The sequence below is a fragment of the Nocardioides sp. genome (assembly GCF_030655615.1).
In the GTDB taxonomy this organism is placed as follows: Bacteria; Actinomycetota; Actinomycetes; order Propionibacteriales; family Nocardioidaceae; genus Nocardioides.
Window position 1 is genome coordinate 32513 of the sequence record NZ_JAURVJ010000122.1, and the last position, 24758, is coordinate 57270.

At 71.7% G+C, this 24758-nt stretch carries 20 protein-coding genes; 13 read left to right on the forward strand and 7 right to left on the reverse strand.

Annotation, left to right across the window (positions count from 1 at the left end; genetic code table 11):
* Positions 1 to 25 precede the first annotated feature (25 nt).
* The 5 genes from Q7T52_RS10110 to Q7T52_RS10130 form a co-directional block, all read right to left on the reverse strand.
* The gene (locus tag Q7T52_RS10110; protein WP_304802017.1) at positions 26 to 451 is read right to left on the reverse strand and encodes a GNAT family N-acetyltransferase; all 426 of its coding nucleotides are present in this window, start codon (positions 449 to 451) and stop codon (positions 26 to 28) included.
* Entirely contained in the window at positions 448 to 1182 is a 735-nt protein-coding gene (locus Q7T52_RS10115; protein WP_304802019.1) for a helical backbone metal receptor, read from the reverse strand. The genes Q7T52_RS10110 and Q7T52_RS10115 overlap by 4 nt, the downstream gene beginning before the upstream one ends.
* A complete protein-coding gene (locus tag Q7T52_RS10120) occupies positions 1179 to 1670 on the reverse strand; it encodes a thioesterase family protein (protein ID WP_304802021.1) in 492 nt (163 codons plus the stop codon). Before Q7T52_RS10120 ends, Q7T52_RS10115 begins: the two co-directional genes overlap by 4 nt.
* A 174-nt stretch (positions 1671 to 1844) precedes the next feature.
* Positions 1845 to 2156, reverse strand: coding sequence for a hypothetical protein (locus Q7T52_RS10125; protein ID WP_304802023.1), 312 nt, complete (start codon positions 2154 to 2156; stop codon positions 1845 to 1847).
* Positions 2157 to 2208: 52 nt separating this feature from the next.
* Positions 2209 to 3024 carry an IclR family transcriptional regulator gene (locus tag Q7T52_RS10130; protein WP_304802025.1) on the reverse strand — a complete coding sequence of 272 codons (816 nt, stop codon included), beginning with the start codon at positions 3022 to 3024 and terminating at the stop codon, positions 2209 to 2211.
* 212 nt (positions 3025 to 3236) lie between these two features.
* Here Q7T52_RS10130 and kduI point away from each other — a divergent pair, with 212 nt between their 5' ends.
* The 13 genes from kduI (at position 3237) to Q7T52_RS10195 (ending at position 22312) form a co-directional block, all read left to right on the forward strand.
* Positions 3237 to 4019 (forward strand): 5-dehydro-4-deoxy-D-glucuronate isomerase, encoded by a 783-nt coding sequence (gene kduI, locus Q7T52_RS10135; RefSeq protein WP_304802027.1) that lies wholly within the window; start codon positions 3237 to 3239, stop codon positions 4017 to 4019.
* Positions 4016 to 4777, forward strand: coding sequence for a 2-dehydro-3-deoxy-D-gluconate 5-dehydrogenase KduD (kduD, locus tag Q7T52_RS10140; protein WP_304802029.1), 762 nt, complete (start codon positions 4016 to 4018; stop codon positions 4775 to 4777). The genes kduI and kduD overlap by 4 nt, the downstream gene beginning before the upstream one ends.
* Positions 4778 to 4865: 88 nt before the next feature.
* Positions 4866 to 5963 (forward strand): sugar ABC transporter substrate-binding protein, encoded by a 1098-nt coding sequence (locus tag Q7T52_RS10145; protein ID WP_304802031.1) that lies wholly within the window; start codon positions 4866 to 4868, stop codon positions 5961 to 5963.
* A gap of 62 nt (positions 5964 to 6025) precedes the next feature.
* The gene (locus tag Q7T52_RS10150; protein WP_304802033.1) at positions 6026 to 6973 is read left to right on the forward strand and encodes an ABC transporter permease; all 948 of its coding nucleotides are present in this window, start codon (positions 6026 to 6028) and stop codon (positions 6971 to 6973) included.
* The gene (locus Q7T52_RS10155; protein WP_304802035.1) at positions 6970 to 8532 is read left to right on the forward strand and encodes a sugar ABC transporter ATP-binding protein; all 1563 of its coding nucleotides are present in this window, start codon (positions 6970 to 6972) and stop codon (positions 8530 to 8532) included. The genes Q7T52_RS10150 and Q7T52_RS10155 overlap by 4 nt, the downstream gene beginning before the upstream one ends.
* A gap of 4 nt (positions 8533 to 8536) precedes the next feature.
* Positions 8537 to 9529, forward strand: a complete 993-nt coding sequence (locus tag Q7T52_RS10160) for an ABC transporter permease (protein WP_304802037.1) — start codon at positions 8537 to 8539, stop codon at positions 9527 to 9529.
* Between the two features lie 70 nt (positions 9530 to 9599).
* Positions 9600 to 11111, forward strand: a complete 1512-nt coding sequence (locus Q7T52_RS10165) for an aldehyde dehydrogenase family protein (protein WP_304802039.1) — start codon at positions 9600 to 9602, stop codon at positions 11109 to 11111.
* On the forward strand, positions 11111 to 11755 hold the full coding sequence (gene eda, locus Q7T52_RS10170) for a bifunctional 4-hydroxy-2-oxoglutarate aldolase/2-dehydro-3-deoxy-phosphogluconate aldolase (protein ID WP_304802041.1): 645 nt from the start codon (positions 11111 to 11113) through the stop codon (positions 11753 to 11755). The genes Q7T52_RS10165 and eda overlap by 1 nt, the downstream gene beginning before the upstream one ends.
* Entirely contained in the window at positions 11752 to 12849 is a 1098-nt protein-coding gene (locus Q7T52_RS10175; protein ID WP_304802043.1) for a sugar kinase, read from the forward strand. Before eda ends, Q7T52_RS10175 begins: the two co-directional genes overlap by 4 nt.
* 223 nt (positions 12850 to 13072) lie before the next feature.
* Positions 13073 to 19168 carry a LamG-like jellyroll fold domain-containing protein gene (locus tag Q7T52_RS10180; RefSeq protein ID WP_304802045.1) on the forward strand — a complete coding sequence of 2032 codons (6096 nt, stop codon included), beginning with the start codon at positions 13073 to 13075 and terminating at the stop codon, positions 19166 to 19168.
* A gap of 39 nt (positions 19169 to 19207) precedes the next feature.
* Entirely contained in the window at positions 19208 to 19447 is a 240-nt protein-coding gene (locus Q7T52_RS10185; RefSeq protein ID WP_304802047.1) for a tautomerase family protein, read from the forward strand.
* Positions 19448 to 19494: 47 nt separating this feature from the next.
* Complete coding sequence (locus tag Q7T52_RS10190; RefSeq protein ID WP_304802048.1) at positions 19495 to 21111, forward strand: copper resistance protein CopC; 1617 nt, start codon at positions 19495 to 19497, stop codon at positions 21109 to 21111.
* A gap of 58 nt (positions 21112 to 21169) precedes the next feature.
* Positions 21170 to 22312 carry an AI-2E family transporter gene (locus Q7T52_RS10195; RefSeq protein WP_304802050.1) on the forward strand — a complete coding sequence of 381 codons (1143 nt, stop codon included), beginning with the start codon at positions 21170 to 21172 and terminating at the stop codon, positions 22310 to 22312.
* A 17-nt stretch (positions 22313 to 22329) separates the two neighbouring features.
* On the opposite strand, the gene Q7T52_RS10200 is transcribed toward Q7T52_RS10195, so the two are convergent.
* Both Q7T52_RS10200 and Q7T52_RS10205 read right to left on the reverse strand, forming a co-directional pair.
* Positions 22330 to 23013 (reverse strand): EcsC family protein, encoded by a 684-nt coding sequence (locus Q7T52_RS10200; RefSeq protein WP_304802052.1) that lies wholly within the window; start codon positions 23011 to 23013, stop codon positions 22330 to 22332.
* A 751-nt stretch (positions 23014 to 23764) separates the two neighbouring features.
* Positions 23765 to 24758: methylmalonyl-CoA mutase family protein (locus Q7T52_RS10205; RefSeq protein ID WP_304802054.1), on the reverse strand; the 994-nt coding region annotated here is incomplete at its 5' end.

Here is a 24758-nt window from a genome sequence, read left to right on the forward strand (position 1 = left end):
GTCGTGTGCCTCCCGACCTACCCGGTCACCGGAGCGGCTTGACCCACCGCCGCCAGTCGTCCTGCGGGGCGTAGCCCGCGGCGGCCCAGATCGCCTGCCCGAGCGCGTTGCCCTCGAGCACCATCGCGTCGACCCGGGTCGCGCCGAGGGCGGTGAACCGTGCCTCGACGTGCTCGAGCAGCAGCCGTCCGAGGCCGCGCCGGCGGGCGTCGGGGTGGACGGCGAGGCGGTAGACGTGGGCGCGCCAGCCGTCCCAGCCCGCGATGACGGACCCGACGATCCTGCCGTCGAGCTCGGCGACCACCAGGGCCTCGGGGTCGCGCTCGAGCTGACGGCGCACGGCGTCGGCGGAGTCGGCGGGGCGGGAGTCGTTCTCGCCGGCCTCGAGCCAGAACCCCAGCAGGGCCTGGACGTCCGCGGTCGTCGCCGGACGCAGCAGCGGGTGGCTCATGCCAGCATCGCCGCCTCGACCAGCGACGGGCCGTACCACGTGACGAGCCGCCCGCTCACGAGCTCGGTCGGCGTGCGGGTGAAGGCCTCGGGGCCGTCGTCGGCGGTGAACACGTAGGGCTCGTCGGGCAGCAGCACGACGTCGGCCCCGGCCGCGTCGAGGTCGGCGAGGTCGACGGCCGGGTAGCGGTCGGTGTGCTCGGCGTAGGCGTTGGCCCAGCCGAGCCGCCGCAGCAGGTCGGTGGTGAACGTGCGCGCGCCGACCACCATCCACGGGTCCCGCCAGATCGGTACGACGACCGTACGCGTCACGGGCGGCAGCGGGCCGCACCACAGCGCGCGCGCCTCGGCCAGCCAGGCGGGTCGGGACCAGCCGCAGGCGTCGAGCAGCCGCTCCATCGACGCGACGGAGTCGGGCACGGTCTCGATGTCGGTGACCCACACCGGCACGCCGGAGTCGCGTAGCCGGCGTACGTCGAGCTCGCGGTTCTCCTCCTTGTTGGCGACCACCAGGTCGGGCGCCAGCGCTCGGATCGCGGCCAGGTCGGGGTTCTTGGTGCCGCGGACGCGGGCGACGGCGAGGTCGGCGGGGTGGGTGCACCAGTCGGTGGCGCCCACGACCGCGCCGGGCTCGACCGAGACCAGGGCCTCGGTCAGCGACGGCACGAGCGACACGACGCGACGTACGGGCGCCGTGAGGTCGACGGCCACGCCGAGGTCGTCGGCCGTCATCGCCGCAGGGTCAGCCCGGTGGCGGCGCCGAGGGCCCAGGTGCGCTCGGCGATCTCGCCGTCGAGCCCGGCCGCGACGTCGTCGGGGATCTCCACCGAGCGCCGCGTCTCCATCGAGACGTGCACGTAGAGGACCTCCATCGTGCAGGCGATCTTGTCGCGGCTCTCGTCGATGACGAACGCGATCGCGTGCAGGGCCTTGCCGGTGCGTGCCACCAGCGCCGGCCGCACTGACAGCGGCTCACCCAGGCGCAGCTCGCCGAGGTAGCGGATGTGGTGCTCGACGGTGAAGAACGACAGGGCGCGCTCGGTGATGTAGTCCTCGCCCGCGCCGAGCTCGCTGATCCGCTGCCACGGCGCCCAGGCGCCGAGCTCGAAGTACTTCGTGATGTTCATGTGGCCGTTCTCGTCGATGTAGTCGTCGGGAACGGTCATCTCGAAGTGGGCCGGGAGGCTCCGGACCTGGTCGATGTCGGGGAGTGAGGTCACGCCGCCGACGCTATCCGGGCGCGGTCCTGGCGTCGCGGTGCGGCATGCCCCGGCGGTGGCGGATTCCCCGGCTGGCCGGGGAATCTGACCCTTGTCAGGGGTTGCAACCCCTGACAACGGTCGGAATCCCCGGCCGACCGGGGATTCCGCCACCGTGGGGCCGGGGGAGAAAACTCAGGGGCGGGACTGCTGCTCGCGACGCTCGTGCAGCCGCTGCTGGGCGGCGGGGAGGTAGGCGAGGCAGGGGGCGTCGGTGAGGCGGTGGGTCTCGTGGAGGTGGAAGGTCCAGCGGTCCATGGCGGCGAGGTAGCCGTTGTCGCCCCCGGGGCGGTAGGCCGACCACGCCTTGTCGCCCTTGGCCGTGCACTCGGCGCAGGCGATCTTGTAGACGAACGACTTGTCGGCGCCGACCTCGATCTTGACGCGGGCGAGGGGACCGCCCTCGATGGCGGCCTTCCGCTCGCGGGCGGAGCGGCTGGCGGTCATGGGAGGAACCTACCGAGGCGCGCGAGCGCACCCGGGATCCGGTCGTGACCGGTCACCGCACCATGCTGTTGTCGCGGATCGGCGCGAGCCGGGCGCTGACGCTGAGCAGGGTCTCGATGATGAAGTCCTCGCGGCCGCCCTGGAGCCGGCTGATCGGCACCGCGACGCTGAGGGCGTCGACGGCGTCGTGGGTGAACGGCAGCGCGACGCCGAAGCACCGCACGCCCATGCACGACTCCTCGCTCTCGACGGCGTAGCCCATGAGCTCGGCGCGGTCGATGATCTCGAGCACGGCCGCCTTGTCGGTGGTGGTGTGCGGGGTCATCGCGGCGATCTCGTCGGGGACCAGGTCGCAGCGCACGTCGGCGGGCTGCTTGGCGAGGATGGCGCGCCCCAGCGAGGTGGCGTACGCCGGGAGGCGGCGGCCGACCGCGGAGTGCATGCGCAGCGGGTGGACCGACTCGCGCTTGGCCGTGTAGATCACGTGGTCGCCGTCGAGGCGGCCGAGGTGCACGGTCTCCTCGGTCGCGGCGGCGACCTCCTCCATCACGGGCGTGGCACGCGACAGGATCGGGTCGCCGTCGAGGTAGGCCGAGCTGACCACGAGGGAGTGGATGCCCAGCATGTAGACGCTGCCGGTCGGGTCGGTCTGCAGCCAGCCCCGGTCGAGCATCGTGCGGAGCAGCGCGTGGAGGCTGCTCTTGGGGATGCTGAGGCGCTGCGAGAGCTGCAGCTGGGTGCCGGGACCGTGGGCCGCGATCTCGTCGAGGAGGTCCAGCGCGCGCGCCGCGGACTTCACCGGACCGGCGGCGACCGCCGTCGCGTTGGCGCCGTTGGCTGAGCCGTTGGCGCTCGTCTGGTCCTGCATGCGGGAACTCCCTTGGTCGGATAGATGGACCACGAGTTCCATCGTTCAGCGGCCATCCTACCTGCGTTTCACATATATGGACTAGTTTCAGGTTCTTGACCGTGACCCCGGTCACGTGTACGTTCCTGGTTCACATAGACGAACGTAGTTCACAAGACCGAGGAGCGGCCCCCACCATGATTCAGGTTCGATATTCGACCTCCCCGTCGAGCGTGGAGACCGCCCACGCCGCGGACCTGCGCGACAACTTCCTCGTGCCGGACCTCTTCGAGACGGGCGAGGTGCACGGGGTCTACACCCACGACGACCGGCTCGTCGTCGGCGGCGCGGTGCCCGGTGACGAGCAGCTGAGCCTGCCCGCCTGGGAGGACGTCCTCGGCGGCGCCAGCCACCTCGAGCGCCGCGAGCTCGGCGTCATCAACGTCGGCCAGGCCGGCCACGTGCTGGTCGACGGCGAGAAGTTCGAGCTCGAGCACCTCGACGGCCTCTACGTCGGCCGCGGCAGCGAGGTCGTCTTCGCCGGACCCGACGCCGCCTTCTACTTCGTGTCGGGCCCGGCCCACGCGACCTACCCCGCGACGGCCCTGACCCACAAGGACGTCGAGCCGGTGCAGCTCGGCTCGGGTCAGTCGGCCAACGAGCGCAGCCTCTACCGCTACGCCTGGGGCCAGGAGCTCGAGACCGCCGCCCTCCAGTTCGGCGTCACGGTCATCGCCGACGGCTCGGTGTGGAACACGTTCCCGCCCCACCTGCACGACCGTCGTACGGAGATCTACTGCTACGTCGACCTCGCCGAGACCGACCGGGTCTTCCACCTGATGGGCCAGCCCGGCGCGACCCGTCACCTGGTCGTCGCCAACCGCCAGGCCGTCATCTCGCCGCCGTGGTCGATCCACAGCGGCGCGGGCACCGGCTCCTACGCCTTCATCTGGGCGATGAGCGGCGAGAACAACTGCTACACCGACCTGTCGGCCGTGGCGGTGGAGGACCTGTGAGCGCCTCCTCGCCGTTCGACCTCGCCGGACGCACCGCCGTCGTCACCGGCGCGGGCCGCGGCCTCGGCCAGGGTGTCGCGCTCGGGCTGGCCCAGGCCGGCGCCGACCTCATCCTCGTCGGACTGCCCGGCAGCCAGGACGAGAGCGCCAAGATGATCGTCGACCTCGGCCGCGACGCCCAGGTGGTCGACCTCGACATGTCCGACCACGACGCGGTCGCCCGCGTCGGCGCCGAGATCTCCGGCAGCCGCCAGGTCGACATCCTGGTCAGCAACGCCGGCATCATCGAGCGCGAGGACACCGTCGACCTGACCCCCGAGTCGTGGAACCGGGTCGTCGACATCAACATGTCCGGCCTCTTCTTCCTCACCCAGGCGCTCGGCCGCCCGATGGTCGAGCGGGGCAGCGGCAAGATCGTCAGCATCGCGAGCCTGCTCGCCTTCCAGGGCGGCATCCGGGTCATCTCCTACGCCGCCAGCAAGCACGGCGTCGCCGGCATCACCAAGGCGCTGGCCAACGAGTGGGGCGGCGCCGGCGTGCAGGTCAACGCCATCGCCCCCGGCTACATGGCCACCGACAACACCACCGCACTGCGCGAGGACCCCGAGCGATCCAAGGCGATCCTCGACCGGATCCCCGCGGGGCGCTGGGGCACCCCGGAGGACGTGGCCGGAGCGGCCGTCTTCCTGAGCTCCTCCGCCGCCGACTACGTCAACGGCCACGTCCTGGTCGTCGACGGGGGCTGGATGGCCCGCTAGCACCACCGCGCACGACAGCTCCACCAACTTCTCGGACCCCATCTCGGACCACACCGCCTCCCGGCATCAAGAAAAAGAGGATCGAACGATGAAGTTCACATCACGTCCCGCTGTTGTCCTGGCCAGCCTGTCGCTGGCTGCGGTCGCCCTGGCGGGCTGCAGCGAGGAAGCCGCCGGCGGCGGCAACGACGGCGGGGACGGCGACGCCGCTGCCGCCTGCGCCCCGGGCGACGTCAAGCTCGTCGGCCAGGTCCGCAACGAGTCCAACCCCTACGAGGCCTCCTGGCTCGACGGCGGCGACGCCTTCGCCGAGATGGTCGACCTCGAGCAGGACCGCCTGACCTACGACGCCGACTCCACCAAGCAGCAGGAGCAGATCAGCCAGCTCCTCGCCGGCGACACCGAGTGCCTCGTCATGAACATCCTGCCCAACGGCGACTCCGACACCCCGCCGATCGTCGAGCAGGCCCAGGAGGCGGGCGCCTACCTCGTCACGCAGTGGAACAAGCCGGCCGACCTCGACGTCGCCGACTACGACCACTGGGTCACCCACCTCACCTACAACGGCGAGGAGTCGGGCAAGCAGATCGGCGACGCCCTCGTCGAGGAGATCGGTGGCTCGGGCGGCATCATCGCCCTGCAGGGCATCCTCGACACCGCCGCCGCCAAGGACCGCTTCGCCGGTCTCGAGGCCTCGCTCGCCGAGAACCCCGACGTGGAGCTGCTCGACCAGCAGACCGCCAACTTCTCCCGCGCCGAGGCGCTCGAGGTCACCAAGACCCTGCTCGCCAAGCACGGCGACGACATCAAGGGCATCTGGACGGCCAACGACGACATGGCCCTCGGGGCGCTCGAGGCCCTCAAGGCCGCCGGCAAGGAGGGTGAGGTCGCCGTCGTCGGCATCGACGCCGTGCCCGACGCCCTCACCGCCATCCAGGACGGCACCATGACCGCGACCGTCTCCAGCGACGGCCCGTGGCAGGGCGGCATCGGCCTGGCCATCGGCTACTGCGTCGCCACCGGCGAGCTCGCCGTCGAGGACATCCCGACCGAGGACCGTGCCTGGTACGCCGAGCAGTTCCTGATCGACGCCGACAACGTCGCCGACTTCATCGACCCGGCGACCGACGAGTCCGACTTCGCCTGCGACAACGTCTTCAGCCGTTCGCAGGGCGCGATCTCGTGACCCTGACATCCCCTGCCGAGGACGTCGAGGTCGTCGCGGCGCCCCCCCAGCCTCGGCGGGGGGTGTCGTTCCGGGACGCCGGTCCGCCGGTCGCCCTGGTCGTGATCTTCCTGGTCTTCTCCGCCCTGAGCAGCGACTTCCGCACCTTCGCCAACGTCCAGAACATCATGGACACGGCCGCGGTCCTCGCGGTCGTCACGGTCGGCATCACCTTCGTGCTGATGATGGGGTCGATCGACCTCTCGGCACCGGGGGTCATGGGCACGTCCGCCATCGCGGTCGCGCTGCTCGTGGCCAACAACCGCAACGACAACGACCTGGGTCTCATCGGGATCCTGGTGGCGGTCCTCGTGGCCGCCGCGCTGGGCTGCGTCAGCGGCCTGGCCCTGGTGCTGCTCAAGGTGCCGTCGTTCATGACCACGCTCGGCATGTCGGCGGTCGGCCTCGGCCTCGCGACGCTGCTGTTCAACGGCGTGCAGCCCAACATCACCGACGAGACGCTCGCCAGCTGGGCCGTCGACCGCTTCCTCGGGTTCTCCCTGCTGACCTGGATCGCCGTCGGCTGCGTGCTCGTCGGCTGGCTGGTCCAGCGCTACTCGCGGCTCGGGCGCTACGCCTTCGCGATCGGCGGGGCCGAGGAGGTCCTGGCGCTCTCGGGAGTCAAGGTCGCGCCCTACAAGGTCGCGGTCTTCACCCTGGCCGCCGCGTTCTACGGCCTCGCCGGCGTGATGGTGACCAGCCAGCTCAGCGCCGGCCTGGTCCAGGCCGGCAAGGGCTACGACTTCGCCGCCATCACCGCCGCCGTCGTCGGTGGCACCCTGCTGACCGGCGGGCGCGGTGGTGTCCTCCACTCGGCCGTGGGCGTCCTGCTCGTCACGGTGCTCACCAACGGCCTGGTCCAGGTGGGCGTGAGCCCCTACTGGCAGGGCGGCGTGCAGGGCCTCATCGTCGTGGCCGCCGTGGCCGCCGCCGTCCTCCCTCAACGTCGAAGGAACCAGGTGACCAAGTGAGCATCGACCTCCAGAAAGAGGCCGAGGCACGGCCCACGGCGCCGGTCCTCGCCCTCGAGGTGCGCGGCCTCGTCAAGCACTACCCCGGGGTCAAGGCCCTGGACGGGGTCGACTTCACGGTCCGCCAGAACGAGGTGCTCGGCCTGGCCGGCGAGAACGGTGCCGGCAAGTCCACGCTCCTCAAGGCGCTCGTCGGCCTGGTCAAGCCCGACGCGGGCGACATCTACGTCCGCGGCGAGAAGGTCAAGCTGCGCAGCGTCGTCGACGCCGCCGGCAAGGGCATCGGGATGGTGTTCCAGGAGCAGTCGCTGGTCCCCAACCTGACCGCGGCGGAGAACATCGTGCTCGGGTCCGAGGGCCGCGGGGTCCGCGGCGGCATCTACCGCTGGGAGACCATGCGTCGCCTCGCGCAGGAGCAGCTCGACAAGATCGGCTCCGACATCAACCCGCTGGCCCGCACCGACACGCTCACCTTCGCCGAGCGGCAGATGGTCGAGATCGCCAAGGTGCTGCGGATCGAGCAGCGCAGCCAGCACGCGCCGGTGATCATCCTCGACGAGCCCACCTCGGTGCTCGAGTCCAAGGAGATCGAGACCCTCTTCGAGCAGGTACGCCGGCTGCGCGAGTTCGCCTCGGTCGTCTTCGTGTCGCACCGCCTCGACGAGGTGCTCGACGTGTGCGACCGAGTGACCGTGCTCCGCGGCGGCCAGTCCGTCGGCGAGGTCGCCACCGCCGGTGCCGCCCCGGCCGACCTGCACCGCATGATGATCGGCTCCACCGGCTCCGACGACCACTACCACGACACCGAGGCCGTGCGCTCCGAGGAGCCGCTGGCCCCCATGCTCACCGTGCGCGGCCTCACCGGCAAGACGTTCCGCGACGTCGACCTCGACGTCCACGCGGGTGAGATCGTCGGCATCGTCGGCGTCCACGGCTCCGGCCGCGAGGACGTCTGCCGCGCCCTGTTCGGCGCCGAGCCGATCACCGCCGGTGAGGTCACCCTCGACGGCAAGAAGCTCGACCTGTCCGGCACCCGCGCCGCCTGCGCCGCCGGCGTCGGCTACGTGCCCGCCGAGCGCAAGATCGAGGGCATGGTCGGCCCGATGTCGGTGGCCGAGAACATGACCCTCACCAAGCAGAAGTCGCGCTGCTCCGGCCCGCTCGTCGTGCCCAAGAAGCAGGCCACGCTGGTCGACAGCTGGATCGAGCGACTCTCGATCCGCACCCCCCACCGGGGCACCGCGATCCAGCGGCTCTCTGGCGGCAACCAGCAGAAGGTCGTCCTGGCCCGGTGGCTCGTGGCCGGCGACATCCGGCTGCTGCTGCTCGACCACCCGACCCGCGGCCTCGACATCGGGGCGCGCTCGGAGGTCTACAGCCTGATGCGCGAGCTCGCCAACAGCGGCGTCGCCACGGTGCTCCTCGCCGACAGCCTCGAGGAGGCGATCGGCATGTCCGACCGGATCGTCGTGATGAGCGACGGGCGCGCCACCCAGGAGGTCGCGTGCCCCTCCGGCAGCAAGCCGACCCCGCTCGACCTCGTCAAGGAAATGGTCTGACCTCATGAGCACCCCCGTCATCACCAAGCCCGCCTCGGAGGCCGCCATCCGGCGCGGCCCCACCCCGGCCCAGCGGCTCACGTCGTTCATGCCGGTCATCGCCCTCGTCGCGCTGCTCGCCGCCCTGACGCTGGCCGACTCGAGCTTCCTCACGCAGAAGAGCCTCACCGCCGCGGTGCGTACGTCGGCCCCGCTGGTGGTGCTGGCGGCGGGCGCGACGCTCGTGGTCCTCTGTGGCGGCATCGACCTGTCGATCGCCGCCCTCTGCTCGCTGTCGACCGTCTTCTTCGCGATGTGGCTGCCCGACCTCGGCGCCCTCACCACGCTGGCGGTCATCATCGGCGCCGGCCTGGTCGGCGCCCTGCAGGGCATCGTCCACGTCGTCCTGCGCATCCCGTCGTTCATCGTGACGCTGGGCGGGATGAGCATCTTCTCCGCCGTCGCGCTCGTCGTCTCCGACGCCGGGCCGATCCGGGTCGTCGACCGCGAGGCCACCAGCTGGCTGACGACCTACGTCGGCGGCTACGTGCCGATGGCGTTCGCCGTCGCCGTGATCGTCGTGGCCGTGGTCGCGCTGGTCCTCAAGCTCACGCCGCTGCAGAGCTACGTCCACGCCACCGGCTACTCCGAGTCGGCGGCCCGGCTGGCCGGCACGCCGGTCGACCTGGTCAAGATCGGCGCGTTCACCGTCTCCGGCGCCTGCGCCGGCCTGGCCGCCGTCATGCTCGTGTCGCGCAACTTCAGCGGCAGCCCCACGATGGCCGACAACCTGCTGCTGCCCGCCGTCGCGGCCATCGTGGTCGGTGGCACCGCGATCACCGGGGGCCACGGCTCGCTGTGGCGCTCGCTCGTGGGCGCCCTCGTCATCACCCTGCTCCGGGTCGGCCTGCCCATCGTCGGCGTCCCGTCGGCCTACGAGCAGATCCTCTACGGCGCGATCATCGTCGTCGCCGTGGCGCTGACGCTCGACCGCTCGAAGGTGCTGGTCATCAAGTAGCTGCTCCCGACCGGCCCCACCCCACCCCCTCAGCACGACTCCTGACGAACACCCCGCCAAGGAAGGCACCATGACCACCACTGTCGGCTCCACCACCCACCGCGCCGAGCTCCTCCCCGCCGTCCGCGACTTCCTCTCCTCGCCCAAGCAGCTGCTCATCGGCGGCGAGTGGGTCGACGCTGCCGACGGCGGGCTGTTCGACACCGTCGACCCCGCCACCGAGGAGGTGCTGGTCCAGGTCGCCCAGGGTTCTGCGGTCGACGCCGATCGCGCCGTCCAGGCCGCCCGCCTGGCCTTCGAGTCGCCGTCGCCCTGGTCGCAGTTCACCCCGCGCGAGCGCTCCCACCTGCTGTGGCGCATCGGCGACCTCATCGACGAGCAGTCCGAGGAGTTCGCCCAGCTCGAGTCGCTCGACAACGGCAAGAGCCTCGAGTCGGCCCGGGGCGACGTCGGCGTCGCCGCCGAGCTGTTCCGCTACTTCGCCGGCTGGGCCACCAAGATGGAGGGCACCACCATCCCGATGTCGGTGCCCGGCCGCGAGTTCCACGCCTACACCCGCCGCGAGGCGATCGGCGTCGTTGCCGGCATCGTGCCGTGGAACTTCCCGCTGACGATGGCCGCCTTCAAGATCGTCCCGGCGATCACCGCCGGCAACACCGTGATCCTCAAGCCGGCCGAGCAGACCCCGCTCACCGCGCTGCGCCTGGGCCAGCTGCTGCTCGACGCGGGCCTGCCCGCGGGCGTCGTCAACATCCTGCCGGGCTTCGGCGACGCGGGTGCCGCGCTCGTCGACCACGCCGGCGTCGACAAGGTCGCCTTCACCGGCAGCACCGAGGTCGGCAAGAAGATCGCGGCCGGCGCGTCCAAGAACCTCAAGAAGGTCTCGCTCGAGCTCGGCGGCAAGGCCCCCAACATCATCTTCGCCGACGCCGACCTCGACGCCGCGATCGCCGGTGCCGCCCTGGCCGCCTTCTTCAACGAGGGCCAGTGCTGCGTCAACGGCTCGCGCCTCTACGTCCAGCGCTCGGTCTTCGACCAGGTCGTCGAGGGCGTCGCGGCCGCTGCCCGCAAGATCACCGTCGGCAACGGCTTCGACTCCACCACCACCATGGGCCCGCTCGTCTCGCAGGAGCAGCACGAGAAGGTCATCGGCTACGTCCGCGGCGCCGTCGCCGACGGCGCGACGCTGGCCGCCGGCAGCGCCGAGCCCGCGGCCGACCAGGGCTACTTCTTCGCCCCGACCGTCATCACCGACGTGACGGAGGAGATGGCGATCCAGACCGACGAGATCTTCGGCCCGGTCGTCACGGCCATCCCGTTCGACACCGAGGACGAGGTCGTCGCGGCCGCCAACAACACCGTCTACGGCCTCGCCGCCGGCGTCTGGTCGCGCGACCTGGGCACCGCCCACCGCGTGGGCTCCAAGCTCCGCGCCGGCACGGTCTGGCTCAACACCTGGCACGCCGACGACGTCACCCTCCCGCGCGGTGGCTTCAAGCAGTCCGGCTGGGGTCGCGAGCTCGGCTCGTTCGGCCTCGACGACTACACCGAGCTCAAGACCGTCATCGCCGAGCTCCGCTGATGTCCGGCGTCATGGGCCACCGGGTGATCCCGGTGGTCGTCCTCGACGACCCCGGTCGTGCCGACGACCTCGGGGCGGCGCTGGTCGCCGGCGGGCTGCCGGTGGCCGAGGCCACCTTCCGCTCGCCCGAGGCCGTGGCCGTCCTGCGCCGGCTCGCCACCAACCGTGACCTGCTCGTGGGGGCCGGCACCGTGATCACCGCGGCCCAGGTCGACCTCGCGCACGACGCGGGAGCGCGCTTCGTGGTCTCCCCGGGTCTCAGCGCGGCCGTCGTACGCCGGTGCCAGGAGCTCGGGCTGCCGGTGTTCCCCGGCGTCAGCTCGGCGACCGAGATCATCACCGCGCTCGACCTCGGCCTCGACACCGTGAAGTTCTTCCCGGCCGAGGCCAACGGTGGCCTCGCGAGCGTCAAGGCCCTGGCCGCGGCGTTCCCGCAGGTCCGCTTCATCCCGACCGGCGGCATCACCGCCGACACGGCCCCGACCTACCTCGCCCACCAGGCCGTCGCCGCCGTCGGCGGCAGCTGGATGGTCGCGCCCGACCTGCTCGCCTCCGGGCAGTGGGACGAGGTGACCGCGCGGTGCGCCGCGACGGTCGCCGCCACCTCCACCGACAGCCCCGTCCTGCAAGGAGCACCCGCATGATCGAGACCCGTCCCGTCGAGGAGTGCGAGCTCGACATCGTCGCCCTCGGCGAGGTGATGCTCCGCCTCGACCCCGGCGAGGGCCGGATCCGCACCGCGCGCCGGTTCGAGGCGTGGGAGGGCGGCGGCGAGTACAACGTCGCCCGCGGCATGCGCAAGGTCTTCGGGCTGCGGGCCGGCGTCGTCACCGCCCTGGCCGACAACGAGATCGGCCGGCTGGTCGAGAACCTCATCATGCAGGGCGGTGTCGACACGTCGATGATCCGCTGGGCGTCCTACGACGGCATCGGCCGCTCGGTCCGCAACGGGCTCAACTTCACCGAGCGCGGCTTCGGCGTGCGCGGGGCGGTCGGGGTCTCCGACCGTGCCCACACGGCCATCAGCCAGCTCGCGCCGGGCACCGTCGACTGGGACGACCTGTTCGGCCGCCGCGGGGTGCGCTGGCTGCACACGGGCGGCATCTACGCCGCACTGTCCGAGAACGCCGCCGCCGTCGCCGAGGAGGCCATGGCGGCCGCGCAGAAGCACGGCACCGTCGTGTCGTTCGACCTCAACTACCGGCCCAGCCTCTGGGCCGGGATCGGTGGCCAGGAGTTCGCCCGCGACGTCAACACGCGCCTCGCGAGCCACGTCGACGTGATGATCGGCAACGAGGAGGACTTCACCGCCTCGCTCGGCTTCGACGTCGAGCACGTCGACGAGCACCTGCGCGAGCTGCCCATGGACAGCTTCGCCGCGATGGTCGGCACGGTCGCCGAGAAGATGCCATGGTTCAAGGTCGTCGCGACCACGCTGCGGGGCGTCCACAGTGCCAGCGACAACGACTGGCAGGCCATCGCCTGGTCCCCCGAGACCGGGGTCCTCCAGTCGACCGCGCGCGACCACCTCGCGGTCTACGACCGGGTCGGCGGTGGCGACGGGTTCGCCTCGGGCCTCGTCTACGGCCTGCTCGAGGGCGAGGAGCTCCAGACCTGTCTCGACTACGGCGCCGCCCACGGCGCCCTGGCGATGACGACCCCCGGCGACACCTCGATGGCCTCACGGGCCGAGGTCCTCGCGCTCGCCGGCGGCGGAAGCGCGCGCGTGCGTCGCTGACCCCCCAAGACCGCCCGGCCGGTGAGAGGCACTCTCACCGGCCGGGCGCTGCCATGCCCGAGCCAGTTCACTGATGTGAACCAATTCATCGATCAGTTCACAAACTCGGACGAAGTTCTTGACTCTGATGTGACGCTCGCCATACGTTCGTCGGAGCGAGGGGAGTGCCCCGGCGGTCTCCGCCGGCCCCCGAGTCGACCCGAGCCCAACCCAAGGGATGTTCATGAACGTGCTTCGCAGGTCTGTCCGCGTGCGTGTCGCCAAGCGCTTCCGGCGCTCGGCCACGCACCTCCTCGCCCTGGTCGTCGGCCTGGTCGTGGCGCTCCCGGTGCTCGCCACCGTGACCGCCACGCCGGCCTCGGCGGCCCCCGCCGACGACGGGATCCTCCGGGTCCTGCTCTTCTACAAGCCCAACTTCCACGCCTCCAACGTCCAGGCCCGTCAGGCCATCCGCGACCTCGCCGCCGAGTTGGGCACGCAGTACGCCCAGCCCGTCGAGATCCAGGAGACCGACGACCCGGCCGTGTTCACCCCGGCCAACCTCGCCACCAAGGACACGCTGGCCTTCGCGCAGACGGGCGGCGTGCTCTTCAACGAGGAGCAGCGCACCGCGCTCGAGGCCTACATCCGCGGCGGCGGCGGCTTCATGGGCATGCACTACACCGGCTGGTCGGTCGGGCAGAGCGAGCACGACGTCAACCCGTTCTACAACCGCCTCGTGGGCGCCGTCTCCGAGGGCCACCCCGAGAACCCCGCCGTCCGGCCGGGCCGGGTGTTCGTCAAGGACACCGCGAGCCCGCTGACGCAGGGCATCCCGGCCGAGTTCACGCGCAGCGACGAGTGGTACGACTGGGTGGTCAACCCGGCCCCCAACGTCCACACGCTGCTCGAGGCCGACGAGTCGTCCTACGTCACCGACGCCAGCGGCGGCCGCAACGGCACCTCGCACCCAGTCACCTGGTGCCAGACGATCGACGCCGGCCGCTCCTGGTACTCCGGCATGGGCCACGAGGGCACCGCGTTCTCCGAGCCCAACATCCGCACCCAGCTGCGCCTCGGCCTCGCCTACTCCGCGGGCCTCCTCGCGGCCGACTGCTCGCCGCCGGCCAAGGACGTCGCCGGCGGCTGGAGCGGCGTGACGCCGTGGCCCCTCGTCGCGATCAACGCCTCGCTCACCGCTGACGGCATGGTCCAGACCTTCGGCAGCACCCCCACCACCTGCAACGACACCACCCCCTACGACTGGACCGGCAACGGCTGCGTCTCGCAGGGCGGCCAGTTCGAGTTCGACGTGTGGGACCCCGCGACCCCGCGCACCCTCGCCAACGTCAACCAGGGCCGGCACCCCAACAACACCTACACCGACATGTTCTGCTCGATGCAGGTGCAGAACCCCCGTCGCCGCACGGTGATGACCGTCGGCGGTGACGACGGCCTGGGCGAGAACGCCCCCAACGACGCCGCCATCGGCGTCACCAGCTACTCCAAGAACAAGGGCCTGCAGAACGAGGCCCCGATGAACTTCCCGCGGTGGTACCCCACCGGCACGACCATGCCCAACGGCGACATCGTCGTCCAGGGCGGCAGCAGCCGCGGCGGCCCCGGTGGCCCCGGCGTGCTCACCCCCGAGATCTTCACCCCCGACGCCGGCTCCGGCTGGCGGCTGCTCAACGGCGCCACCAGCTCGGCGGCCTACGGCGACGGCGGTGCCGACCACCCCGGCGCCGACGAGAATCGCTGGTGGTACCCCCGCGCCTTCGTCACCCCGGGCAGCGGCACCCTCTTCAACATCACCGGCACGCAGATGTACGAGCTCGACCCGGCCGGCAACGCCGGTGAGGGCGCGCTGACCCTGCGCGGCACCCTGCCGACCAACGTGTCCAACCAGGGCGCGCTCGGCAACCCGGTCGGCGCCACGTCGACCGCCGCGATGTACGCCCCCGGCAAGATCCTCCAGGTCGGTGGCGGCTGGTGGGCCAACGGCGGCGGCCCCGCCGGTGCCAAGGCCGGCTTCACCGTCGACATCACCGGCGGCACGGCCAACCCCGTCGTCACGCCGATCGCGCCGATGAAGTTCGCCCGGCACTGGCCGACCGCGACCGTCCTCCCCAACGGCGAGGTCCTCGTGACCGGCGGCAGCCGTGACAACAACGGCAACGGCGGCTACGTCACCACGGCCGAGATCTGGAACCCCGACAGCGGCCAGTGGCGCACCGTCGAGGCGCCCTACGAGCACGCGCGGCTCTACCACTCGACCGCCCTGCTGCTGCCCGACGGTCGTGTCATGGTCGGCGGTGGCGGTGCCCCCGGCCCGCGCAACTACACCGACGTCGAGTACTACTCCCCGTCCTACCTCTACGACGGCAACCAGGCCGCCGCCCGGCCCGAGATCACCTCGGCGCCCAAGAAGATCGGCTACAACGGCACCTTCGGCATCCAGGCCTCCGGTCCGGTCGCCAAGGTCACCCTCGTCCGCAACGGCTCGGTGACCCACGGCTTCAACAACGACCAGAACTTCCAGCAGCTCGACTTCACCCAGTCGGGCAACAACCTGACGATCAAGGCCCCCACCGACGGCACCTACGCCCCTCCGGGCGCCTACATGCTGTTCGTCTGGAACGCCGACGGCACCCCGTCGGCCGCCAAGATCCTCGACATCGACCCCGCGGTGAAGACCGACGACCACGCGCCCAAGCTCGTGGACCAGTTCGAGTACCCCCGCATCCCGGCCGACTGGCGCGGCGGCAACCCCGCTGCTCTCGTCGACGTCGCCGCCGGCGGCGGCCGGATGGCCCCCTGGACCGTCAAGAACCCGGTCCAGCTGGTCCGCAGCACCGGCGCCAGCCAGGGCGGGCTCGGCCAGGTCGGCTACCACCTCGGCCTGGGCGCCTCCGGCAGCCTGGAGCGCAGCATCACCGGTCTCGACCCGGGTCGCTCCTACCGGATCTCGCTCAAGTACGCCCGTGACAGCCGCTCCGCCGGCACCGTCGACGGCAAGGCTGCCGTCAAGGTCGGCAGCCTCGACGCCACCCTCACCGCCACGACGGCCAACCCGTCCCAGAACGGCAACGGGCGGCTCACCACGTTCAAGACCTACGTCGACACGTTCACCGCGTCGGCCCGGTCCGAGACGCTCACCCTCTCCGCGCCCGGCGGCGCCCCCGGCGTGATGATCGACGACCTCGTCATCACCGCCGTCGACCCGGGCCTGTCCGACGTGCCGATCCACTACGAGCTCGACGAGGGCACCGGCACGACGGCCGCCAACACCGGCACCGACTCCTCCGTCGGCCCGGCGGTCCTGACCGGCACCACCGGCTGGTCCGACAACGGCATCTTCGGCACGTCGGTCAACCTGCCCGGCGGCTCCAACGCCAGTGCCGTCGACCTGCCCGACAACCTGCTCCAGACCGCGACCGACTTCACCACGTCGTTCTGGGTCCGCCCCGACACCAAGGGCAACTGGATCGGCATGTTCCACCTCGGCGACGGCCTCGGCGACGCCGGCAGCTTCTTTCAGATCCAGATGCAGACGCAGGCGGCCGGCGCCACCGGCGTGGCGGCGACCTTCAAGAAGAAGGGCAGCAACGTCCAGGAGCGCGTCTTTGCGACGCCGGTCAAGGACGTGACCGCCAACCAGTGGAACCACGTGGTCTTCACCCGCTCCGGCGCGACCGGGACGCTCTACCTTGACGGCGTCCAGATCGCGAGCCGCAACAACCTGACGATCACCATGGCCGACCTCGGCCCGACGGCCAACAACTGGCTGGGTCGCAACGGCTACCCCGACCCCGCCTACGACGGCCTGATGGACGACGTGCGCCTCTACACCTCGTCGCTGACCGCCGCCGACGTCGCGGCGCTCTACGCCGACGGCACGGCCAAGCGCACGACCACGACCGTCACGGTCTCCCCGGCGTCGCCGTCCCCGTTCGCCGAGCCGCTCACGGTCTCGGGCACGGTCCGCGACGAGGCCATCCAGCCCGCCACGGGCACCGCCGAGCTCTGGGTCGACGCGGCCCGCGTCGGTGAGCCCGTCGCCCTGGTCGCCGGCAACGTCTCCTTCCCGGCGCTGACCCTGCCCCCGGGCCCGCACCAGATCGAGATCCGCTACCTCGCCGCCGCCGGCTTCCGCAGCTCGACGGCCACGGTGACCCACACGGTCTCGCGTCCGCCGCCGGGCAGCGGCGTACCGATCCGCTACGCCTTCGACGAGGGCACCGGGACGACGGCGGCCAACACCGGCTCCGACACCTCGGTCGGGGCGGCCACGCTCCAGGGCGCGACCACCTTCACCCCCACGGGCAAGTTCGGGCCCGGGATCAACCTGCCCGGCGGCGCTTCGACGACCAACAACCAGGTCCGCCTGCCCGACAACATCGAGGCCGGCATGGACGAGGAGTTCTCGGTCTCGGTCTGGGCCCGTCCGGACGCGCTGCCCAACTGGGTGCCGCTCCTCCAGATCGGCAGCAGCACGGACACGTTCTTCCTGCTGCAGTCCTCCACCCAGGCTGCCGGCGCCACCGGCTTCGCGGCCACGTTCAAGGCGCCCGGCAACGCGGCGCAGGAGCGACTGACCCTCGGTGCGGGCAACGACCTGCCCCTCAACGAGTGGACGCACGTCGTCTTCACCATGAGCGGCAGCACCGGCCGTCTCTACTTCGACGGCGAGCTGGTCGGCACCCGTGCCGACTTCACGCTGGGCATCGGCGACGTCGGGGTCGGTGGCAACACCACCGCCAACTTCCTCGGCGGCACCAGCTGGCCCGACCCGCGGTTCGACGGCATGGTCGACGACTTCCGGATGTACGGCTACGAGCTGACCGGTGACCAGGTCGACGAGCTCTACGCCGGCCCGCCGGTCACCAACGCCGCACCGGTCGGCGTGGCCGACGCCTACAGCACCGACCAGGACGAGGCCCTCACGGTCGTCGCCCCGGGCGTGCTGACCAACGACACCGACGCCGACGCCGACACGCTGACCGCGACCGGGCTCACCCAGCCCGCCCACGGCGTCGTGACCCTGGCCCCGACCGGGGCGTTCACCTACACCCCGACCGCGGGCTACTCCGGCACCGACACGTTCACCTACAAGGCCAACGACGGCACCGTCGACTCCGCCGCGACGACGGTCACCATCACCGTCGCCGAGGTCACGGGTCCGACCAACGCCACGCCGGTCGCGGTCTCCGACACCTTCGTCACCGACGAGGACGTGGCCCTCACGGTCGCGGCCCCGGGTGTCCTCACCAACGACACCGACGCCGACGGCGACGACCTGACGGCTGCGGCTGTGACCCAGCCGGCCCACGGCGACGTGACCCTCGGTGCCGACGGGGCGTTCACCTACACCCCCGACGCCGGGTTCGTCGGAGTCGACAGCTTTACCTACGCCGCCGACGACGGGACGGTCGACTCCGCCCCGGCCACGGTGAGCATCACGGTCGAGGAAGCCGGGCAACCGTCACCCAACCAGGCCCCGACGGCTGTCGCCGACGTCTTCCTGACGCAGCAGGACGTGCCGCTGACGGTCGCCGCCCCCGGTGTGCTCGGCAACGACGCCGACCCCGACGGGGACGTGCTCACCGCCGTCGCCGCCAACCAGCCGGCCCACGGACAGGTGGTGCTGAGCGGGAACGGGTCGTTCATCTACACCCCTGACCGCGGCTTCAGCGGCTACGACATGTTCCTCTACAAGGTCAACGACGGCACCGTCGACTCCGGCCTCACCACGGTGACCATCGCGGTCGACGCGGTGCCGCCGGCGGCGACGGCGGTCGCGGCAGCGATCGCGCCGTTCACCTACGGTCAGCGCGGCGTCCTCTCCACGGCGATGGCCCCGGCCACCGCCACCGGTGAGGTCACCGTGCTCCTCGGCACCCGCACCATCGCCGGAGGCACGCTGACCGACGGCCAGTCGCGCATCGTCCTGCCGGTGGGCTCGGTCCCGCCGGGTGCCCAGGTGCTCACGCTGCGCTACGCCGGCGACGACGACCACGCGGCCTCGACGACGACCGTCCCGGTCACCGTTGCCAAGGCAGCACCGACCCTCAAGGTCACCGCACCCAAGCAGGTGCGCAAGGGTCAGCGGCCCACGGTCCGGGTGCAGCTCACCGCACCCGGTGGCGTGCCCGTCACCGGTCGGGTCTCGGTCAAGGTCGGTGGGGTCACGCTCACCGGTACCGTCCGCAACGGTGCGGTGGCCCTCCAGCTGCCGAGGGCCGCCAAGGTCGGCTCCCTCAAGGTGACCGTGACCTACCTCGGCAGCACCCTGGCGAGGACGGCGACCAAGACGGTCACCGTCCGCGTCACCCGCTGACCTCCCCTCCCCGCACCACACGACAGAAGGACGAACCACATGCCCAACATCACCGTCGAGCTCCTCAAGGGCCGCACGATCGACCAGCGCCGCGCGTTCGCGGCGGCCGTGGCCGAGAGCGCGGTGGAGATCCTCGGCGCTCGCCGTCAGGACGTCCGGATGGTCTTCACCGAGATCACCGCCGACATCGTCGCCAACGGCGGCGTGCTCGCCAGCGACGACGACAGCCGGGCCGGGGTCGTGGCCGCCCTGGCCGACTCCTCGGCCGAGAGGGTCTGACGCTGAACCACGACGAGCACCGGCGTGCGCCCTCGCGGCGCACCTCGGTGCTCGTCCTCGTCCTCGTCGTGGTGGCGCTCGTGCTCGGGCTGGCCCCGCCGGCGAGCGCGCACGCCTCGGTGGTGTCGACCGACCCCGCCGCCGGCGCCGTGCTCGCCGACGCCCCCGAGCGGGTCCGGTTCACGTTCAGCGAGCCGGTCGCCACGGTGCCCGACGGGGTCAAGGTCTATGACGCCGCCGGCGAGCTCGTCGCCTCGTCGGCGACCGCCGACGGGGTCGAGCTCGCCATCGCCCTCGAGGGCGAGGTCGGCGACGGCACGCTGATCGTCACCTACCGGATCGTCTCCAAGGACGGCCACCCCGTCAGCGGGTCGCTGATCTTCTCGGTCGGCGCACCCAGCCCGACCGTCGAGGAGCCCCCACGCGACGACGCCGCCTCGACCGCGGTGCCGCGCACCCTCAGCCTGGTCCGCTTCGTCGGCTACGTCGGACTGTTCCTCGGAGCCGGTCTCCTGTGGTTCGCCGTGCTGTTCCTGCCGTCCGACCGGGCCGCCGACACGTCGCGCCGCCGCGTGGTGCTCGGCGCCCGTCTGGGCGGCGGCGTCGCACTGGTCGGCTGGCTGCTCGCCCTGCCCGTCACGGCGTCTTACCAGGTGGGCGGGGGAGTGACCTGGTCCGCCCTCGCCGCGACCGAGTACGTCGTCGCCGCGGCGGTCGCGGTCGGGCTCGTCGTGGCCCTGGTGCTGCTCGGGTCCGGCGCGCCGGGACGACGGCGGGGCTGGGTGGCCTTGGCCGCAGCGGTCGTCGCGACGACCGCCCCCGCGCTGACCGGTCACACCCGCGCGGCGACGCCCGAGGTCCTGGCCGTCGCCGCCGACCTCGTGCACCTGCTCGCCGGCAGCGTCTGGCTCGGCGGTCTCGTCGGGCTCGGCCTCGTGCTCGCCGACCTGTCGGGCCGCGGGACGATGGCGGGTGAGGTGCTGGCCCGCTTCTCCGGGGTGGCGGCCGGGATCCTGGCGGTCCTCGTGGTCACCGGGTCGCTGCTCGCGTGGCGCGTCCTCGGCTCGTGGAGCGGCCTCGTCGACACCACCTACGGCAAGCTGCTGCTCGTCAAGATTGGTGCGGCCCTCGTCGTCATCGCGATCGCCGCGTTCAACCGCTTCCGGCTGCTGCCGCGCCTGCAGGCGGCCGCCCACCGCAAGGACCGGCGTGCGGGCGCCGGCCTCGTCGTCCGCTCGGTCGTCGCCGAGAGCGCGGTGCTCGTGGTGGTCCTGCTCCTGACCGGCTTCCTCGTCGACCGCAACCCCGAGGGCGACCCCGTCGTCCAGGCCTCCGCGACGGCGCGCCCCACCTCGCGCACCGCGCAGCTCGACGCCATCGAGGTGCGCGCCACCCTCGGCCGACAGACCCCCGGCCCGACCAGCGTCACCCTCGAGCTGCTCGACCCGGCCGGCGAGCCGACCGAGGGCTACGCCGCCCCGCAGGCGACGTTCGCGTCCGACGACGTCGACCTCGGCGAGGTCCCGCTCCGCAACATCGGGCCGGGCGTCTACACCGCCGAGGTTGTCGTACCGGCTCCCGGCGACTGGCGGCTCAAGGTCGTGCTGCCGACCAGCGAGGTCGACGTACCGACGTCGACGCTGGAGTTCGACGTCCTCGGCTGACATCCCCCTGGGGGTGAAGGACCTCCGCGATCGTCGCGGGCCCTGGCAGGCTCGCCCGGTGAGCCCCACCCCAGAGTCCCGCGCCGACCGACCGCAGCGTCCGGAGGTGATCGGCGACGGCGTCGCCTGGGTCGCCCTGTGGAGCGGCCGGTGGATCCTCATCGCCCTCGCGGCCGTCGTCCTCGGGCTGCTGGTCGGGCAGCTGTGGAGCATCGTGCTGCCGGTCGCGCTGGCCCTGGTCCTCGCCAGCGTCCTGGAGCGGCCGGCCCGCGCGCTCGAGCGACGGCTGCACCTGCCACCGGCCGCCGCGGCGGCGAGCGTCCTGCTCGGTGGGATCGCCGTGCTCGTCGGCCTCGGCTTCGCGATCGCCCCGCTCATCGGGGGGCAGGTCGACGACATCGTCGACGACGCCTCGTCCGGGCTGCAGGAGGTCCAGGACTGGGTGCAGGGCCAGGACTTCGTGTCGCGCGACCAGATCGACTCCGGCATCCAGGCCGTCCAGGACCGGCTCGGCGACAGCGGCTCGGCGATCGCCTCCGGCGTCCTGTCCGGCGTGGGCGCGGCGACCTCGGCGACCGTCACGGTCGTCATCACCCTGATCCTCACGTTCCTGTTCCTCAAGGACGGCCGACGCTTCCTCCCCCTGGTCGAGCGCATGGCAGGCGCCTCGGCGGGCGGGCACCTCGCGGAGGTGCTGCGCCGCTCGTGGACCACGCTCGGTGGCTACATCCGGACGCAGGCCGTCGTCAGCGCCGTCGACGCCGTCCTCATCGGCATCGCCCTGGTGGTCGTCGGCGTACCGCTCGCGATCCCGCTGGCCCTGCTCACCTTCGTCGGCGGGTTCGTCCCGATCGTCGGGGCGTTCGTGGTCGGGGCGGCGGCGGTCCTGGTCGCGCTGGTCTCCAACGGACCGACCGGCGCGCTCGTCATCCTCGTGGTGATCGTGCTGGTGCAGCAGCTCGAGGGCAACGTGCTTTCGCCATGGCTGCAGGCCAAGAGCATGCAGCTCCACGCCGCCGTCGTGCTGCTGTCCGTCACGCTCGGCTCCACGCTCTTCGGCATCACCGGTGCCTTCCTCGCGGTGCCGGTCGTGGCCGTCGTGGCCGTGGTGATCCGCTACCTCGACGAGGTGGTCGCGGCGCGGGCCGGCGAGGTCCAGGAGCCGGAGCGGGCTGAGGAAACGGTCGACGAGGAGAAGTAGCGCGAAGCCTCCCGCGGTCAGCCGCGCGGCAGGTCGCGGGCAGCGTCGCGCCCGAGCCGCCGGGTGGCCCGCGCGTCGGTGGCCGCACCGACGACGCCGCCGAAGAGCGGCACCCGCTTGCCGATCATCGACGCGAGCTGCTTGCCGCCCAGGAAGCCGACCAGCGTCGCGGCGACCTGTGCGGACACCCGCTGGATCGTCTCCTGACCGTGGTCGCCGCCGCCGGCGAGCCAGGCCGCGTTGCCGGGCAGCTCCTTCTTGCGCACGAGCTTCTCGGTCTCGTCGTGGCCCAGGAGCGTCACGAGCACGGCCGCACGCACGCCCGGGTCGGCGAGGTCGAGGCCGTGGACCTTCGCGATCGCGGCGTGCAGGCGGAGCTCGACCATGACGAGGCCGGTCACGTTGGCGGGCACCGTGACCACCGCGGTCACGAGGCCGCCGATGTTGGTGAGGAACCCCTGGGCGCCGGCGAGCCGGGTGTGCGAGGAGACCAGCGCGTCGACCGCCTCGTCGACGTCACCCTTGGCGTCGGCCAGCGCCTTGTCGGCGACGGTGGCCGCGCTGTCGAAGGGCCCGGTGCCCGAGACGGCCCTGTCCAGCACCTTCTGCAGGAACCCCGCGGTGAAGCCGGGCGCGATCTTGCCGATCCGCGGAGCCGCGAACCTGCCGCCGCGCTTGGTCAGGAAGCTGAGGACGCCCATGCGTCCACCCTGCCCGAGGCGACCCGGCCGACGTACACCCCATCAGTCGACCTTGAGCTCTGCGACATTCCTGTCGGAGTCGGGGGTTAGGGTCGGGTGGCCGCGCGCTTGGCAGACCGCGTCGCGGGCCCGCTTGTCGGCGGGGCAACGGCGGGGCCTCGCAGGCTCGGCCCGCCGTCGCCTGCGCGGCCATCCGACCCTCCTGTCCCGGTAGGCACGGCTGCACCACCGGGCCGATGAACTTGCTACCTGGCCGACAACGCATCAACGGCCCACCAACAACTCCATCGTCCCAGCGGTGAAGCCATGGCAGATGAGGTCTGTCCGCGCCGGGCGAGGGCGCGGCCGAGCCCGCCCTTGTCTGCGCCCTCGGCATCCCGGGAGGCGAGACCTGGGATGCTGAGCGCGCGGACCGACCGACCCCGAAAGACAGCGGGCCAGCACGAGTCGAGGGCGGCCTGGAGCGCAGGGGAGGCGCCGACGCACTCGAACGACACGTCGACGGTCAGCTCCTTGATCATCTCCGGTACGTCGACCTCGCTGGGGTCGAGCACCACGGTCGCGCCGGCCCCGGGCGCCTTCCCCTCGCGGACGGCCGACAGCACCACCGAGAGGACGTCGCCAAGCTGGCCTCGATCCTCGCCGGGCCCGACCCCGACTACACGACCGGCCAGTCGGTCCTGGTCGACGGCGGGATGATCTTCGTCTGAGCACCACCACCCGGACGTCGCAGGCTCCGTCCGGGTCGCGCTCAGACGTTGCGCCGGTACTGGCCGCCGACCTCGAAGAACGCCTCGGTGACCTGACCGAGCGAGCACACCCGCGCGGCGTCCATCAGGACGGCGAACACGTTGTCGTCCGAGACGGCCGCGGCCTTGAGCCGGGCGATCGCCTCCTCGGCCTCCTGGGTGTGCTCGGCCTGGAACTCGTGCACCTTGCGGAGCTGGCCGGCCTTCTCGTCGTCGGTGGCGCGGGCGAGCTCGACGTGGGTCGGGGTGCCGTCGCCGGAGTCGGGCTTGACGAAGGTGTTGACGCCGACGATGGGCAGCGAGCCGTCGTGCTTGCGGTGCTCGTAGAGCATCGACTCGTCCTGGATGCGGCCGCGCTGGTAGCCGGTCTCCATCGCGCCGAGCACGCCGCCGCGCTCGCTGATCGCCTCGAACTCCGCCAGCACGGCCTCCTCGACGAGGTCGGTGAGCTGGTCGACGATGAAGGAGCCCTGGAGCGGGTTCTCGTTCATCGCCAGCCCCCACTCGCGGTTGATGATCAGCTGGATGGCGAGCGCCCGGCGTACGGACTCCTCGGACGGGGTCGTCACGGCCTCGTCGAAGGCGTTGGTGTGCAGGCTGTTGGCGTTGTCATAGATGGCGATCAGAGCCTGCAGCGTGGTGCGGATGTCGTTGAAGTCCATCTCCTGTGCGTGCAGCGAGCGCCCGCTCGTCTGCACGTGGTACTTCAGCTTCTGCGACCGGTCGGAGGCGCCGTAGCGGTCGCGCATGGCGACCGCCCAGATGCGGCGCGCGACGCGGCCGATCACGGTGTACTCAGGGTCCATGCCGTTGGAGAAGAAGAACGACAGGTTGGGCGCGAAGTCGTCGATGTCGAGGCCGCGCGCGAGGTAGGCCTCGACGTAGGTGAAGCCGTTGGCCAGGGTGAAGGCCAGCTGGCTGATCGGGTTCGCCCCGGCCTCGGCGATGTGGTAGCCGGAGATCGACACCGAGTAGAAGTTGCGCACCTGCTTCTCG

Bases quoted from the DNA above. Each gene is read 5' to 3' on its own strand.
- Q7T52_RS10160 (WP_304802037.1), top strand. From the start codon at position 8,537: ATGAGCACCCCCGTCATCACCAAGCCCGCCTCGGAGGCCGCCATCCGG.
- Q7T52_RS10180 (WP_304802045.1), top strand. From the start codon at position 13,073: ATGAACGTGCTTCGCAGGTCTGTCCGCGTGCGTGTCGCCAAGCGCTTC.
- Q7T52_RS10200 (WP_304802052.1), bottom strand. From the start codon at position 23,013: ATGGGCGTCCTCAGCTTCCTGACCAAGCGCGGCGGCAGGTTCGCGGCT.
- Q7T52_RS10125 (WP_304802023.1), bottom strand. From the start codon at position 2,156: ATGACCGCCAGCCGCTCCGCCCGCGAGCGGAAGGCCGCCATCGAGGGC.
- Q7T52_RS10165 (WP_304802039.1), top strand. From the start codon at position 9,600: ATGACCACCACTGTCGGCTCCACCACCCACCGCGCCGAGCTCCTCCCC.
- Q7T52_RS10145 (WP_304802031.1), top strand. From the start codon at position 4,866: ATGAAGTTCACATCACGTCCCGCTGTTGTCCTGGCCAGCCTGTCGCTG.
- Q7T52_RS10185 (WP_304802047.1), top strand. From the start codon at position 19,208: ATGCCCAACATCACCGTCGAGCTCCTCAAGGGCCGCACGATCGACCAG.
- eda (WP_304802041.1), top strand. From the start codon at position 11,111: ATGTCCGGCGTCATGGGCCACCGGGTGATCCCGGTGGTCGTCCTCGAC.
- Q7T52_RS10130 (WP_304802025.1), bottom strand. From the start codon at position 3,024: ATGCAGGACCAGACGAGCGCCAACGGCTCAGCCAACGGCGCCAACGCG.
- Q7T52_RS10115 (WP_304802019.1), bottom strand. From the start codon at position 1,182: ATGACGGCCGACGACCTCGGCGTGGCCGTCGACCTCACGGCGCCCGTA.
- Q7T52_RS10175 (WP_304802043.1), top strand. From the start codon at position 11,752: ATGATCGAGACCCGTCCCGTCGAGGAGTGCGAGCTCGACATCGTCGCC.
- Q7T52_RS10110 (WP_304802017.1), bottom strand. From the start codon at position 451: ATGAGCCACCCGCTGCTGCGTCCGGCGACGACCGCGGACGTCCAGGCC.